Here is a 13,871-nt window from a genome sequence, read left to right as displayed (position 1 = left end):
CTGCCTGTCGGTTGCATTGTTATTGTCTCTTCAACTCGTCAGGCTTACTGTGGCTCAGGCTCATAGAGGGACTCCATAATTTGGTCCACGGTAAAGGTACCGGGTCGCTGGCGCGGCGGAAACACCTGCAAAGATTGTACAAACTGACTGACCGCCATGCGCGCCATACCCACCGCCGGCGCTACCTTGTGATCCCACCAAACGTTATAGCTGTTGGAGTCCGTATCCGCGCGCTCGAAAGGATCCCGACGCAAATGGAACACCTTGGGAATGCGCAGGGTCACAAACGGATCTCGCCAGACATCAAAGCGATGCGATCGCTGCTCGGCAAAAACCGTCTTCCAATCACCGATACGTGCAGACACCAGCACACCATCATCACTGAAGTAAAAGAACTCCCGACGCGGTGCTTTGGGAGCCTCTCCAGTGAGATAAGGTAAGAAGTCATAGCCATCGAGATGCACCTTGAAGTCTTTACCGGCAGCACGATGACCTTTTTTGAGCTTGTCCTTGATGTCGGGCTCGCCTACGGCCGCCATGAGCGTCGGCACCCAGTCCAAATGCGACATCACTTCGTTGCTGATCTTGCCCGGTGCAATCTTGCCCGGCCAGCGGACCATCGCCGGAACTCTGAAACCGCCTTCCCAGTTGGTGTTTTTCTCGCCCCTGAAGGGAGTGATCGCTGCATCGGGCCATTGATTGAAGTGCGGACCATTATCCGTTGAGTAGATAACGATCGTATTATCCCCAAGACCAAGCTCATCAATCTTGGCCAGCAACTGGCCCACGTGACCGTCGTGCTCGACCATTGCATCGTTATAAAAACCCTGGCCACTGGCACCTAACTGCTCATCTTTTACATGGGTGTAGTAGTGCATGCGCGTGGAGTTAAACCAAAGGAAGAAAGGCTTGTCTTCGGCATGCGCCGTATCGATAAACTTGAGCGCCTCGCCCAAAAATTCTTCATCTACCGTTTCCATCCGCTTTTTGGTCAGCGGGCCGGAGTCCTCAATGCGTCCATCTGCAGAGGAACGAATTACGCCGCGGGGGCTCAGTAAACGGTTAAAGGTCGGATCTGTCGGCCAGTCAGGGTCTTCAGGGTTTTCCTCGGCATTGAGGTGATAGAGGTTGCCAAAAAACTCGTCAAAGCCGTGATTGGTGGGCAGAAACTCATCTTTGTCGCCCAGGTGATTCTTACCGAACTGCCCCGTAGCGTAACCCAGCGGCTTCAACAACTCTGCAAGTGTCGGGTCCTCTGGCTGAATGCCGATATCAGAGCCAGGTATGCCCACCTTGGTAAGTCCGGTGCGCACGGGGTGCTGCCCGGTGATAAAAGCGGAGCGCCCTGCGGTGCAACTTTGCTCACCGTAGTAGTCTGTGAAGATCATGCCTTCATTGGCGATACGATCAATATTGGGCGTCTGGTACCCCATCTGTCCCATGCTGTAGCGACTGATATTCCAGATACCAATATCGTCACCCCAAATGACCATAATATTGGGGCGGTCGGCGGCGCCTACTGCATTAGCTAAACACAGTAGCGCCGCCATCATGAACGATCGAGCTGGACTTAACTGCGGGCGCATGGGCATGTCAGTTCCTCAGATAGTTATAGTTTTGAGTGAACTTTATACCACCTTGAGCCCAATAATCACCGTGGACTCAATTTGTTGCCGTTACTTTCCTAAGGACCAGAGGCGATCGTGGTCACGCATGAGATATAGCGCGATACAGGCAGCGAACATAGGCCAGGCCGCGAAGAACAAAAGATTGTTAAAGGGGTCCAGATACTGTGCCCAGGACGACAGCGTAGAACCGGCATGCAACAGCATCACCAAGCCGTAGGTAACGCGCTTCCCAATTCCCAGCACGAAGGCAACTACCAGTATCAGCTGCAACACACCCATAACCATAAACACCGTGGGCGACAAACCGCCTATCCCGTAAAAGTGTTCAAACACGCGACCGCTGTGCGCGGGGTTTACAAACTTGTCCAGGGTCCAGACGAACATGACCAGGAAAATTGTGGCGCGCAGGAGCAAAAGAGATAGCTCCAGATGCCGTGGAGTCGAGGTTGTGGACATACAAGTTATCCTGGCTTTAGGAATGAGCGAACTTTGAGTCCACTTATTCGTGAAAGTTTTGCCAACTAATGCCTGTTTACTCAAACACGACATTCAAAAAAGCAGTGTCACCTAAGCCGCAAAAGAAAATACTGCGTCCAGGAGGGGTTTTCCTGATTGCTGATAAAGCCTATGTTGGCGAGGTATTCTTCTTCGCACAAGCCCCCGACAGGAACTCCCCATGCAAACCCGTTTTACTTCGCGCCGCGTTTTACTCTCAAAGTTAATCCTATTGCTCCTGCTTGCTGTACCTACTGTGGCAGATAATGGCCCTCAGAGCGCCATCAATGCACTGCTTGATGACTTCCATCAGGCTGCAGCAGACGCAGACCGCGAGCGCTACCTGGGCTATTTTGCGGCCGATGGCGTATTTATGGGTACGGACGACTGGGAGCGTTGGCCGCTGCCTGAGTTTCGTGACTACGTTACCGAGAGATTTGCCGGTGGTACCGGCTGGGCCTACAGTCCCGAAAAACGTTTCGTGACCATGGGTCCTGGCGGCGAAAGTGCATGGTTTGACGAAATTGTTGTTTCCCAGCGCTGGGGTCGCTTTCGAGGTACAGGCGTACTTCTGAAAGTCGGCGATGCGTGGAAAATTGCTCACTATTCCCTGACCGCCCTGGTGCCCAACGAACGATTCGCAGACGTCGCCAAGGTCGCCACCGAAGGTTTTGAAACTCGAGCCGCCGATACGGACAACAAGGACAACTGAAATGTCAGTAGAACAACATGCTGATGGCCATACCGTTAGATACTCTCAGACCACGCTGACGGAGCTTATGATTCCCGCCTACGCTAATTTTGGCGGCAAGATTCATGGCGGCACTTTGCTGTCACTCATGGATAAGGTGGCCTATGTTTGCGCCAGCAAGCACGCGCGGAACTACTGCGTCACCGTATCAGTAGACAACGTACATTTTCTGGCCCCGGTGGAAGTGGGCGATTTAGTATCGCTCATGGCGTCCGTGAACTACGTGGGATCAAGCTCACTGGTGGTGGGTATCAAAGTCATCGCAGAAAACGTGCAAACAGCCACAGTCAAACACACGAATACCTCCTACTTCACCATGGTGGCAAAGAGTGAGGGCGCCACCAAGGCAGTAGTACCCCCTCTGATTCTGGAGAGCGTCGAGGATATGCGCCGCTTCAGCGCAGCCCTGAGACGCCGCCGCCTGCGCAGCTACACCTCTGAGCGCATGGATGATTACAAAACAGCTTTTGTCGTGGATGAAGAAACACGCGCCTTTCTTGCCAACGAACGCTGCGAAATTCGCTTGGAGGGCTGATACCTATGGAACTCCAGGAATCTCAAGTTTACTGCCCCTACTGCGGCGAGCCCCTCACGATACTGCTTGATGCGGGTGACAGTGGGGTGAACTACATCGAAGATTGCCAGGTCTGCTGCCAACCCATGGTAGTGAGCGTCACTGAGCAAATTGACGGCGAGCTCACCGTTGATGTCCGCCGGGAAGACGAATGAGACGCCCAAAAGTAATTATCGTCGGGGGCGGGTTTGCAGGCCTTGCCTGCGCAAACTCACTGGACGCAAAACGTTTTGCCGTCACGCTGATTGACCGCAAAGCCGACTTTGAATTCCTGCCCAACATCCACGAACTGCTATCGGCGGTAAAAAAGCCCACGCAACTGCGTATTCCGCTTAGGGCCGCCATGCGAGCCGCGGGCCACCGGTTTATCCGCGGTGATGTCACCAGCATTGACCCTACCGCACGGCGAGTACGCGTTGGCCCCGACAAGCGGTTCGATGCAGATTATCTGGTCGTCGCACTGGGCAGCGCCGACGCGGACTATGGTGTTTCGGGGGTGGGTGAACACAGCTATGGCTTCAAATCCGTGGCGCAGTGCCAGGCAATTCATCGACGTTTGCAGGGCTTAAGTCGAGACGGCGGAAAGGTCGTCATTATTGGCGGGGGCCTGGAAGGTATCGAAGCGCTGGGTGAAGTTCTTCGCCGCTATCGCCACAAGCCCCTGGAGCTCACTATCGTAGAAGCTCAGAGCACGCTGCTACCCGCAGCGCCATCCGCGGTAGGCAAACACATCGCTCATTACTGTAAAGAATGGGCGGTGGCATGCGTTACCAAAGACCCGGTGGCTCGCATCACTGCCAAAACAGTAACGTTACGCAGTGGCCGACGGCTACGCTCGGATCTGACTATCTGGACCGGTGGTCCGGTACCTCCACCGCTTTTAGCTGATTCGGGCTTGGCTGAAACCAAGCGCTGGGCACCGGTAGAGAAAACGCTCGTCCACCCGGGCTACCGGAATGTTTTCATAGCCGGGGACGCTGCAGAGCTGGATGAGCCCATCAGCAAGCAGGCCTACCATGCTCTGGATATGGGTCGCTGTATTGCTGGTAACATCGAGCGCCTCGCAAACGGCAAGGCTCTGCGGCGTTTCAAACCCTCGGGCAAGCCGACATTGCTGGCCTTTGGAGACCTCGATAGCGTACTGGTCAGCGATCGTGTCTGTCTTGCCGGCCCGCCCCTGGCTGCTGCCAAGGAAGCCGTATTCGCAGCGGTTATGACGCAATTGGACCTGCGCTCACCAAAACAAAGACTCAATGCCGCGGTGGGCCGCTCAAAGCAGGCTACTGAACAGTTACTATGGCCCACTCTGAGCAATTGGCGAGCGCTCAGACGGCAGACGAAGGTGCAAAAGCTCACATGAAACGCGTTATTTTTGACACCGATATCGGCATTGACGATGCCATGGCACTGCTGTTTTTGCACTATGCACCGGGGTTACGCATAGAGGCCATTACCACGGTGTCAGGTAACGCAAGCATCGCGAACACAACACGCAATGCCTGCTATGTACGGGAGCGATTTGGCATCGATGTACGGGTTTTTCGCGGTGCTTCAGGCCCCATTGGCCCGGCGTTAGGCCAAGGCCACCCAGACTTTGTGCACGGTAAAAACGGGCTGGGTGACATTAGTTTCCCCGAGCCATCCCAGGGAGCCGAACTGCAGGCAGCGCCGGAAGCCATTGTGGAATTGGCAGAGGCATACCCCGGCGAAATAAGTGTTGTCGCGGTGGGTCGATTGAGCAATCTTTCCAAAGCACTGGATCTTTGTCCCCGTCTCCCGGAGTTACTCAAAGAGGTCGTGGTCATGGGAGGCGTGTTTATGCGCCGCGGCCATCAGGGTAATGTGTCGCCGGTTGCCGAGGCGAACATGGCTGGAGACCCCACTGCTGCAGATCGAGTGTTTAACAGCGGATTGGATGTAACCGTGGTGGGGCTGGACGTCACCGCCGAGACGATTATGGATGAGTCATTCATCGCTGCATTGCGCGACCGGGCCGGTGATGCCGGCGCCTTCATCCACGACATTACTCGCTTCTACTTTGATTTTTATGAGGGCGTCAACGGGGAGCGAAGCTGTCCAATTCATGACTCCAGCGCAGTGGCTTACCTTTTAGCGCCGCAGCACTACGGGGTAGAAGTCGGTCCCACCCGGGTAGTCTGCGAAGGCATTGCTATGGGGCAAACTATTCTGGGCTTGCACCCGGATCGCTACGCCAGCGATGCCTGGCTGGAGCGGGCGAACTGCCGGATTTGCACCTCGGTGGACGCACAAGCAGTCAAAGCCCTGTATCTCGAAACCCTGTCTCTAGCGGGCCAATAAATCCAGACGCTCTTTAAGATAACTTCCGGCGGTGTGGTGTTTTGATAGTCGGATATCAAGGTCCGGTGCAATAAAGTACGGCATGGAAATACGCGACAGATTACTGTGCGCATCCGGCGGATTGATCACCCTGTGAGAGGTCGATGGTAACTGTCGTGACGATGCCTCCTGCAACATGTCACCAGAGTTCACAATGACATCACCGGGCCGACCGGGAACATCCATCCACTGACCATCTCGTGCCATAACCTGCAAACCAGGCTCGGCAGAGACCGGCAAGAGAGTTATCAGATTGATATCCTCATGTGCCGCCGCACGAACTGCACCGGGCTGCTCATCACCCGTCAGTGGTGGATAGTGCAGAATTCTAAGCAGACTATCTGAAGGTGAGAGGCTCTCCGCCAATTGGCCCCGCAAATCTGCTGGTAGTGCATTGCCGCAATGGATATCCAACCAGCCCAACAGCAACTTTCCCAGCTTCCGTGCCTCATCAAGGTGCGCTGCGGCGTCATCAGCCAAGCGGGCCGGGAGTATCGTCTCGGGAACAATGTGAAAGAATTCTTTCAGGTCTTTCCGATCATGACCCACGGCGGTTTCTGAAACGTCGGGGGGGATAAAACCACTGGTGTTCCCTGATGGAGTTTCCTCCGCCAGATAATTCCACTTGTCTTCACCGAGAAAAAAATCCCGCCAGTCTCTGGCCATTTTCTCCATGCGCGCAGCATCCAGCGGCGGGTTGCGCAACACGGCAAACCCCGTACGTCTCAAAGTTTCCACAAAAGCCATCTCTGCTTCGGCGGAGAACATATCTACTACTGCAACAGTCATAGCGGTACGACGCTCCAATTATTTGCCCGCACTCGGGCCTGTATCTACGCGACTGTGCATCAGCCACCAGGCGACGAAAACCAGAATCCCCAGGACAAGATAACAAAGAGATCCAAACTGCAGAACAGCCCGCGTGTCCATCGCCTCCACAATAATACTGGTGACCTTGGGACTGATTGCAGTGCCCGAGGTAGCGCCAAACAATAAAGCAGCAACCAATCGTGGACTAGGGTTGGGAACTGCGAGGGTGGCAAAGGAGATAACGATCTTGAGCAAGCCCAGATTAGCGACACCCCAGATGAGTGACAGCCAGGGCAGCAACGTCAGTGATTCGTTGAGCCACAAAGGCAGCGAGCCCAAAAAAGCCCCGCTAACGCTCAGAAGCACCAGACGGCGGGCGCCGATACGCAGGACCCACCAGGCCACAAGCAACTGGGTAACAAGCATCCCAGTCCAGAATCTTGCCACCACTGCCCCGGCAGCCTCCCGGGGAGCACCCAATGCCTCCTCAAGGTAGGTGGGAAGCCACCAGAGCAAGGAGTACTGTCCGAGGGTATAGAGAAACAGCGCCAAAATGCATAGCCAGACAGGCAAAGGCCAGGCTGCACCGCCCGCAGGCAGGCCATCATCAGTGTCGCTACTACCGCCATCGGGAAAACGTGCTGTTGCCACCAGCAGCACCACCATGACAGCAACGGCGGCGACCGCGAGGTAAGACGTGGACCAATGCAAACCCGCCGCGACGAGCGACACCGCCAGCGTTGAGATCACGATGCCCGCCACACTGAAGGAGCCATCGGTGATCACCAACATGGAGGCGCGATGATCCTCTGCATAGAGCTGCGTGATTGTGCTTGCGGCTGCCGCCAATCCAATGCCACAGGCGGCACCGACCACACCCAAAGAAAGACGCAGGGCCAGCGCAGAGTCAGACAAGCGTAACGTCAGCAGGGCAGCGGCAATAGCCAGATAAACCAAAAGAATCCAGACCCGTACCGTCAACACATCAAACACTACCAGTGCCAAGGCGGATCCGAGCAAAATACCCAGGGTGAGCCAACTGAATATCGGCGCCACCGCCGCGACTGGCTCTCCAAGATATTCCGCCAGTGGGGGTAAGACGATACCGATAGGCGCCAGCATTCCGGACATCACGAAATAGGCAAAGAAACAGGCCAGCGTCACTCGTGCGTTATTACTCAAGAAGCTTGACGCCTGTTCAGCAGTAGGAGGATGCTGTGGAGCTTAGCAGTGCGCGGTCGCCGGGGGCCAGTAAATCTGAGCTCCCAGTCATTCCGTAAACATCACATTCCAATACAGGATCAGGCAAACATGCAAAGTGTAGTAATAACCGGAGTATCCACGGGCATCGGCCATGCGGCGGCAAAAGTCATGATCGCACGGGGATTCCGTGTTTTTGGATCCGTACGTAATCAGGCGGATGCCGAACGGGTGCAAGCCGAGCTGGGTGATAATTTCGCGCCGTTAATCTTCGACGTGGTAGACACCGCGGCCATTGCCAAAGCAGCAGCCTCTGTTCGGGAAGCCCTTGGAGGAACGACTCTGGCAGGCCTGGTGAACAATGCCGGTATCGCAGTTTCGGGTCCTTTGCTTGAGGTGCCTGAAAGTGACTACCGTAAGCAGCTTGAGGTCAACCTGATGGGTCCGTTTTTGGTAACCCAGGCATTTGCTCCTCTGCTCGGCGCAGATCCAGAACTACAGGGACCGCCGGGACGCATTGTTAACATCAGTTCTGTTTCGGGCATCCGGGCGATGCCATTCCTCGGCCCCTACTCTGCTTCAAAATTTGGCCTTGAAGGGTATTCGGAGTCTCTTCGCCGGGAGCTGATGCTCTTTGGTATCGACGTCATCGTCATCGGACCGGGCCCGGTAAAAACGGCCATCTGGGACAAGGCAGAGGACGTCGACGTTGAACAGTACGCCAACTCTCCTTATCGCCCGATTCTCGAGCGCTTTCAGAAAGTTTTTATTAGCCAGGGACGCGACGGCTACCCCGCGGATCGGCTGGGCGAACTAATTTACACGGCACTGACCACGGCAAAACCGAAGGTGCGTTATGCAGCTGTGAAAGGACGCAAAATAGAAAAGCTGATGATGCAGGTCGCCTCGCCGAGGATGCTCGACAAGGCGATTGCCAAAATGCTTGGCTTGGCCAAAAAAGTCTGAGCCGGGGAGGCAAGGCTCCCCGGGGGACGCTTACTCTTCCAGGGCAGCTTTGTACAAGGATGCCTTGGGGGCCGCAAAAACCCGTCGCACCATGGGCTCGAAGAACTCTAAAGAATACGTCTCTGCGTCAGGATCAAATGCTGGCGCGTCATACTTTTCAATGAACTCTTTGGTGTACGCATAGTGGGGATGAGATTCAAATTGCTTGTGCTGATCCCGATCCAAACCGATGTGGTGAAAAAAGTAATAGCCCTGAAAAATAGCGTGGTGCTTGACCATCCAATAGTTCTGCTCACTGACAAAGGGCTCAAGGTAAGTCGCCGCAATGTCCGCATGATTGTAAGGCCCTAAAGTATCGCCAATGTCGTGCAAGAGAGCGCAGACAACGTATTCCTCATCCTTTCCGTCCTTGTGGGCGAGGGTGGCAGTTTGGAGGCAGTGAGTGAGACGATCTACCGGAAACCCGCCGCAGTCCCCATCGAGCACTCGCAGATGCTCAAGCATCCGATCAGGTAACTCGGCCGCTGCAGTCTGGAATTCCTTCATGATGACCTGCCAATCTTCAGCAGTACCATCTTTCATGTGGTGGAACTTGGCGCGTTCGGGTAATGCAGTATTCATAGGCTTTCCTTATTAGATGCCGCTGTAAATCTCAGCGGAGATAAAACAATACTCTGGGCGTTGGCGCAAGCAGGCCAGACTGTCGACAACATTCTGTGATTACACGGGCTAGTATAGTAGAAGCTGAATAAAAGGCCGTCAAAGCGAGCTTGCGCTAGACTAGGCGTCTGAGTAAACGGAGCCTCTCAAATGAACGACATAGACAAGAAGCCACCAGCGAGCAAATCTATCATCGGTATCTTTATCGCCGTGTTGATTGCCGCTGCCATGGCGCTGGCCGGGGGCTATGGTGGGCAGCAAATTGAGGGCATACCGGTCTTTGCCCTCATCGCCGCCCTCGCCTTTGCGATTCAGTGGATAGTATTTGTTCCAGCCTACCTGACCCAGTCAGAACGCTATTACGACTTCACCGGTTCTGTGACCTATGTATCCGTCGTAGCCTGCGCATTGTGGCTGAACAATGACCCCCGCTCCCAACTGCTCGCAGCGCTCATCGCCATTTGGGCCGTGCGACTGGGCAGTTTCCTATTTCTGCGTATTCGCGACGCCGGCTCGGACCGGCGCTTTGATCGCATTAAGCCCTTTTTCTTTCGCTTCATGATGACCTGGACGCTTCAGGGACTATGGGTGGTGATGACCGCCGCCGCTGCACTCGCGGCTATGACATCAACATTGAAGCCCGCTCTTGGCATCACCGGCATACTCGGCCTGACACTTTGGGTCGCAGGCTTTGCCATAGAAGTAACCGCCGACAGACAAAAACGAGAGTTTCGACGCACTCCAGAGAATAGTGACAGGTTTATTCAACACGGCCTCTGGGCCTGGTCACGACACCCTAACTATTTCGGTGAAATCCTGCTGTGGTGCGGCATTGCCATTATCGCGGCACCCGCCTTACAGGGCTGGCAGTACGCGACGCTGATTTCACCCGTATTCGTATACCTGCTCTTAACAAAAATCAGTGGCATTCCAATGCTGGATGCTCATGCCCTAAAGCGTTGGGGTGAGCAGGACGACTATCGCGCCTATCGCGCCGCCACTCCGGTGTTGTTCCCTCGCCCACCCAAGGCGCGCTGACCCTCGTTCATGAAGCTTCTATTGGGCTTGCTGGCAGCAATGCCTCTGCGCGTGAGCTATGCAGCTGCCGCCGTGATGTATCTACTGCTGTATCACCTGTTTCGTTACCGGCGAGGCACCGTGCGCGACAATCTCAGCTGGGCCTTTCCACAAAAAAGCGAAGCGGAGAGAAAGCAGATAGAAAAGGCTTCTTATCGCCATCTTTGCAATCTCTTTATGGAAATTCTAAGTTCCACCCGCTTACCGCAGGCCGAGATGGCCGACCGCGTAAGCTTCACCAACCCTGAAGTGCTGGCCGGCGTGACCAATAACTTCGATAAGCAGGCTATCGTGTTGTTAATTCATCAGGGCAACTGGGAGTGGATACTCCACGCGGCCATGTTCAAGATGGGCATATCAGTAGATCCGGTCTACAAGACCCTCCACAGCCCGTTGTGGAACCAGTACATGCTCGACGCTCGCTCGCGTTTTGGAGCATCGCCCATGCCTATTGATCGCGTAGGTCGCGAAGTCATTGGTGGACGCAAACGCAAGCGCCTCATCGCAATGCTCGCCGATCAGGCGGGCCCAAAAGCAGCTGGATATTGGCGACAGTTCCTTAACCGGCCAGCGAGTTTTTATCGCGGCGCAGACAAACTCGCGCAGGCGCTGGACATCCCGGTGGTGTTTGCGAAGTGTCGGCGTGTTGAAACGGGTCGCTATGAGGTGCTGTTTGAGGAGATCAGTCTACCGCCTCACCCTGCTGATCCACAACGCATACTTGAACTCTACGTGCTTGCCGCAGAAGCCGCCATCGCAGAGCAGCCAGAAACCTATCTATGGACGAATCGCCGCTGGAAAAAGACCCCACCTGAATCGTTCTTCGCCGAGCAGAAAACCGCGACCACTGTCACCGAGGCAGATTCCGTTACCAGGGAGATTAATCCATGAACACACAAGCACTACAACTTGGCGCCGTCCTCTACCCGGGCTTTGAAATGCTGGACTACTTTGGCCCCCTGGAACTCTTTTCGGTAGTCGGCTCAGCCGCGATTAACATCAACACCGTTGCACAGCACCGTGGGCCCGTCGCTGCGGCTATTGGCTCCGAAGGCGCCATAGGACCTGAGGTTGTTGCCCAATACAGTTTTGAGGATGCCCCGGCATTTGACATGCTACTGGTTCCCGGTGGTTCCGGTACGCTGACTGAGCTGGAAAACGAGGTAATGCTCGATTTTTTACGCACGCAGTCAAAAACTGCGCAATGGGTGACCTCGGTGTGCACCGGGTCAGCACTCCTGGCAAAGGCAGGCGTGCTGGATGGCCATCGTGCAACATCCAACAAACAGGTGTTCGTCATTGCGAGTATGCAATCCGATAAAGTGGATTGGGTGGAAGCCGCTCGCTGGGTAGAAGATGGCAAGTTCTTTACGTCCTCCGGCGTCTCTGCGGGCATGGATATGACGCTTGCGATCATCCAGAAGCTCTGGGGGGATGAGGTTGCCGAAATGGCTGCCAGCTACACCGAGTACACCTGGCATCGAGATGCGGACAAGGACCCCTTTGCCAAAGAACTCAACGTTCTCGCAAAACAATTAGGTATGGTTTGAGCGGGATATCCGGCTAGACCCAACTCATTCTAGGGTCATGCGCCCCGCAGACCGGTGCGCATTCTCAACCTGAAGGCCAGCATAGAATCCTTACCGCTGACCTTAATACGCGGAAGCTCCATTGCCTGCGTGGCAACATCCAAGGAGATACCTTCCCGGGTGGTTACCGCCGTGGTGAACCCCGCTGAGCGCGCAGCAGCTACATCCTCTGGCCCATAGATACCGAAGGGATAGGCAAAGCTGTCTACGGGTACTGAAAAACGCGCGGCCAGTGACTGCCGGGCGTCTGATATTTCGATGTTGCGCTGGGCAGAATTCAAATTCGCCAGATTGGCGTGGGTGCGCGTGTGCCCACCTAATTCCCAGCGGCCACTGGCGAGCATTTGCTCCAGCTGTACGTCAGACAACTTGGACTCGCGCATAAGCTCACCGCTGTCGTGATGTGCTTTTTTACTTGTGGACCAGTCACGATTAAAGCGATCTTCGACAACATATATAGTGGCCTTTGCATCGTAGCGCTCAAGCACGGGGTCTGCGTTGAGGAGGTTGTCTTCGTAGCCGTCGTCAAACGTGAGGATCACCGTCTTGCTTGGAAGCTTCACCGCATTCCCAAGATCGGACATAGACGCAAAGTGCCAACCCTGCTCTTTTAGCCACGCCAGCTGCTGCTCAAAGTTTGCCGGCGGCACTCGCAGCTTGTTGAATTTTGCACCAGGCTGGGCTTCGCACACCATGTGATACATGAGAATTCGAGGGTGGCGATAGTCCACCGATGCGCGCCACCACGCATAGCGTCGACTGAGTATGAACGCGATCAGACCCATCGCTAGCAAAAAGGGAATCACAGCCAACCCCGCTCAATAATGCGCTGGGCACAGCGGTCCGCCTCAGCAAAAGCGACATCGGGTGCACTAGGCTCCGTGCCTGTTGCAAAAGCGTCAAAGGGCATGATCATTCGTCGCGCGCAAAGCCCCTCAATGGCAGTAGCCACCCGGCTTCCCGCCTGCGCTGGCAAGTCGAATACTCCCACAGCACAACCAGCGGTCAGCGCCTCATACACCATGGACGCGCTATCTGGAGTGACCCAACAGCTGGCGCACCTGGGAAGCTGTGTCGCAAGCCAAGCCGCAGGCAGCGAAGCGGCGTCGTGGACTGTGAGGCCAGGAACATCAAGATTAGCCAGGGCTTGGAGAAACTCCGGTGGAGTTCGCCGGGAGCCACTGAGCTGCCACTGTCGGTGTCCATCACACAGACATTGAATCTGCACCAGCAAGGCCTCGCCATCCCAGGCAAAGTGTGGAGAAGGTCCGCCGATCAAAATGAGACCGTCGTTGGAACGCGATCCGGCGGGCTGCATACGATTCAAAGGGCCCTCACTAATCCAGCAGCGCTCACTCTCAATCCCGCCATCGTGACGCGGCTCAATACGCAGATCAAAAAATGCGCCGGGAAGGCTCGGCCTCATTAATACGATTGCCGGGCAGCAATAGGCGCGCCGCAATGCAAGAAGACTCAGATGTGTGCCGTGCCCTGCTCCAATAAGGAGTCGCATGTTCTGCTGGCCCTTGCCCGGCCAAAGCCATTTACCGAAAGCCTGATGCACAGGCATAGCTGGAATCTCCTGAACTTCCAGCTCGGGTCGCAGGCGCTGCAAAGCATCTGCAAGACCCAGGCTCTGATTCAAGTGCCCGGGCTTGCCATCGCTCACAACGCCAATCGTTCCCTGCATAAATACCTGTGCTGCCTCTTTCGCCTATTGATCACTTCACCTATGACCATCTGAGAGTATAGTAATGCGGTGC

16 protein-coding genes are annotated in these 13,871 nt (G+C 55.3%); 9 read left to right on the top strand and 7 right to left on the bottom strand.

The window, feature by feature from the left end:
- Nucleotides 1-44: 44 nt before the first annotated feature.
- Together R0135_RS13150 and R0135_RS13145 are read right to left on the bottom strand one after the other, a co-directional pair.
- Nucleotides 45-1,592 (bottom strand): arylsulfatase, encoded by a 1,548-nt coding sequence (locus R0135_RS13150; protein WP_407347317.1) that lies wholly within the window; start codon nt 1,590-1,592, stop codon nt 45-47.
- A gap of 84 nt (nt 1,593-1,676) precedes the next feature.
- A complete protein-coding gene (locus R0135_RS13145; RefSeq protein WP_407347316.1) occupies nt 1,677-2,084 on the bottom strand; it encodes a hypothetical protein in 408 nt (135 codons plus the stop codon).
- A gap of 220 nt (nt 2,085-2,304) precedes the next feature.
- Here R0135_RS13145 and R0135_RS13140 point away from each other — a divergent pair, with 220 nt between their 5' ends.
- The 5 genes from R0135_RS13140 to R0135_RS13120 are packed head-to-tail and all read left to right on the top strand — an operon-like array spanning nt 2,305 to nt 5,767.
- On the top strand, nt 2,305-2,835 hold the full coding sequence (locus R0135_RS13140) for a nuclear transport factor 2 family protein (RefSeq protein ID WP_407347315.1): 531 nt from the start codon (nt 2,305-2,307) through the stop codon (nt 2,833-2,835).
- A 1-nt stretch (nt 2,836) separates the two neighbouring features.
- Entirely contained in the window at nt 2,837-3,409 is a 573-nt protein-coding gene (locus tag R0135_RS13135; protein ID WP_407347314.1) for an acyl-CoA thioesterase, read from the top strand.
- Between the two features lie 5 nt (nt 3,410-3,414).
- On the top strand, nt 3,415-3,603 hold the full coding sequence (locus tag R0135_RS13130; RefSeq protein WP_407347313.1) for a CPXCG motif-containing cysteine-rich protein: 189 nt from the start codon (nt 3,415-3,417) through the stop codon (nt 3,601-3,603).
- The gene (locus tag R0135_RS13125) at nt 3,600-4,808 is read left to right on the top strand and encodes an NAD(P)/FAD-dependent oxidoreductase (protein ID WP_407347312.1); all 1,209 of its coding nucleotides are present in this window, start codon (nt 3,600-3,602) and stop codon (nt 4,806-4,808) included. The genes R0135_RS13130 and R0135_RS13125 overlap by 4 nt, the downstream gene beginning before the upstream one ends.
- Nucleotides 4,805-5,767, top strand: a complete 963-nt coding sequence (locus R0135_RS13120; protein WP_407347311.1) for a nucleoside hydrolase — start codon at nt 4,805-4,807, stop codon at nt 5,765-5,767. The genes R0135_RS13125 and R0135_RS13120 overlap by 4 nt, the downstream gene beginning before the upstream one ends.
- On the opposite strand, the gene R0135_RS13115 is transcribed toward R0135_RS13120, so the two are convergent.
- On the bottom strand, nt 5,753-6,595 hold the full coding sequence (locus tag R0135_RS13115; RefSeq protein WP_407347310.1) for a 2OG-Fe(II) oxygenase family protein: 843 nt from the start codon (nt 6,593-6,595) through the stop codon (nt 5,753-5,755). The genes R0135_RS13120 and R0135_RS13115 overlap by 15 nt on opposite strands.
- An 18-nt stretch (nt 6,596-6,613) precedes the next feature.
- Nucleotides 6,614-7,798, bottom strand: a complete 1,185-nt coding sequence (gene tsgA / locus R0135_RS13110) for an MFS transporter TsgA (RefSeq protein ID WP_407347309.1) — start codon at nt 7,796-7,798, stop codon at nt 6,614-6,616.
- Between the two features lie 129 nt (nt 7,799-7,927).
- Here tsgA and R0135_RS13105 point away from each other — a divergent pair, with 129 nt between their 5' ends.
- Entirely contained in the window at nt 7,928-8,782 is an 855-nt protein-coding gene (locus tag R0135_RS13105) for an SDR family oxidoreductase (protein WP_407347308.1), read from the top strand.
- 30 nt (nt 8,783-8,812) lie between these two features.
- Here the strand turns inward: R0135_RS13105 and R0135_RS13100 are convergent, their stop codons facing one another.
- On the bottom strand, nt 8,813-9,403 hold the full coding sequence (locus tag R0135_RS13100; RefSeq protein ID WP_407347307.1) for an HD domain-containing protein: 591 nt from the start codon (nt 9,401-9,403) through the stop codon (nt 8,813-8,815).
- A 189-nt stretch (nt 9,404-9,592) separates the two neighbouring features.
- Between R0135_RS13100 and R0135_RS13095 the strand changes: the two genes are divergently transcribed.
- Genes R0135_RS13095 through R0135_RS13085 form a run of 3 tightly spaced genes read left to right on the top strand, consistent with a single transcriptional unit; the run spans nt 9,593 to nt 12,069 of the window.
- Nucleotides 9,593-10,480, top strand: coding sequence for a DUF1295 domain-containing protein (locus tag R0135_RS13095; protein ID WP_407347306.1), 888 nt, complete (start codon nt 9,593-9,595; stop codon nt 10,478-10,480).
- 9 nt (nt 10,481-10,489) lie between these two features.
- Complete coding sequence (locus R0135_RS13090) at nt 10,490-11,410, top strand: lysophospholipid acyltransferase family protein (RefSeq protein ID WP_407347305.1); 921 nt, start codon at nt 10,490-10,492, stop codon at nt 11,408-11,410.
- Complete coding sequence (locus tag R0135_RS13085) at nt 11,407-12,069, top strand: DJ-1/PfpI family protein (protein WP_407347304.1); 663 nt, start codon at nt 11,407-11,409, stop codon at nt 12,067-12,069. Before R0135_RS13090 ends, R0135_RS13085 begins: the two co-directional genes overlap by 4 nt.
- Nucleotides 12,070-12,104: 35 nt before the next feature.
- Here the strand turns inward: R0135_RS13085 and R0135_RS13080 are convergent, their stop codons facing one another.
- Both R0135_RS13080 and R0135_RS13075 read right to left on the bottom strand, forming a co-directional pair.
- Entirely contained in the window at nt 12,105-12,914 is an 810-nt protein-coding gene (locus R0135_RS13080) for a polysaccharide deacetylase family protein (RefSeq protein ID WP_407347303.1), read from the bottom strand.
- Nucleotides 12,911-13,798 carry an ELM1/GtrOC1 family putative glycosyltransferase gene (locus R0135_RS13075; RefSeq protein ID WP_407347302.1) on the bottom strand — a complete coding sequence of 296 codons (888 nt, stop codon included), beginning with the start codon at nt 13,796-13,798 and terminating at the stop codon, nt 12,911-12,913. The genes R0135_RS13080 and R0135_RS13075 overlap by 4 nt, the downstream gene beginning before the upstream one ends.
- Between the last annotated feature and the right edge of the window lie 73 nt (nt 13,799-13,871).

It is taken from the genome of Congregibacter variabilis, assembly GCF_045689235.1.
In the GTDB taxonomy this organism is placed as follows: domain Bacteria; phylum Pseudomonadota; class Gammaproteobacteria; order Pseudomonadales; family Halieaceae; genus Congregibacter; species Congregibacter variabilis.
The sequence above is the reverse complement of the archived record's forward strand: the minus strand, read 5'-3'. Positions and strand labels throughout refer to the sequence as shown.

Coding starts and splice junctions, on each gene's coding strand:
- R0135_RS13150 (WP_407347317.1), bottom strand. CDS start 1,592: ATGCCCATGCGCCCGCAGTTAAGTCCAGCTCGATCGTTCATGATGGCG.
- R0135_RS13145 (WP_407347316.1), bottom strand. CDS start 2,084: ATGTCCACAACCTCGACTCCACGGCATCTGGAGCTATCTCTTTTGCTC.
- R0135_RS13140 (WP_407347315.1), top strand. CDS start 2,305: ATGCAAACCCGTTTTACTTCGCGCCGCGTTTTACTCTCAAAGTTAATC.
- R0135_RS13135 (WP_407347314.1), top strand. CDS start 2,837: ATGTCAGTAGAACAACATGCTGATGGCCATACCGTTAGATACTCTCAG.
- R0135_RS13130 (WP_407347313.1), top strand. CDS start 3,415: ATGGAACTCCAGGAATCTCAAGTTTACTGCCCCTACTGCGGCGAGCCC.
- R0135_RS13125 (WP_407347312.1), top strand. CDS start 3,600: ATGAGACGCCCAAAAGTAATTATCGTCGGGGGCGGGTTTGCAGGCCTT.
- R0135_RS13120 (WP_407347311.1), top strand. CDS start 4,805: ATGAAACGCGTTATTTTTGACACCGATATCGGCATTGACGATGCCATG.
- R0135_RS13115 (WP_407347310.1), bottom strand. CDS start 6,595: ATGACTGTTGCAGTAGTAGATATGTTCTCCGCCGAAGCAGAGATGGCT.
- R0135_RS13105 (WP_407347308.1), top strand. CDS start 7,928: ATGCAAAGTGTAGTAATAACCGGAGTATCCACGGGCATCGGCCATGCG.
- R0135_RS13100 (WP_407347307.1), bottom strand. CDS start 9,403: ATGAATACTGCATTACCCGAACGCGCCAAGTTCCACCACATGAAAGAT.
- R0135_RS13095 (WP_407347306.1), top strand. CDS start 9,593: ATGAACGACATAGACAAGAAGCCACCAGCGAGCAAATCTATCATCGGT.
- R0135_RS13090 (WP_407347305.1), top strand. CDS start 10,490: ATGAAGCTTCTATTGGGCTTGCTGGCAGCAATGCCTCTGCGCGTGAGC.
- R0135_RS13085 (WP_407347304.1), top strand. CDS start 11,407: ATGAACACACAAGCACTACAACTTGGCGCCGTCCTCTACCCGGGCTTT.
- R0135_RS13075 (WP_407347302.1), bottom strand. CDS start 13,798: ATGCAGGGAACGATTGGCGTTGTGAGCGATGGCAAGCCCGGGCACTTG.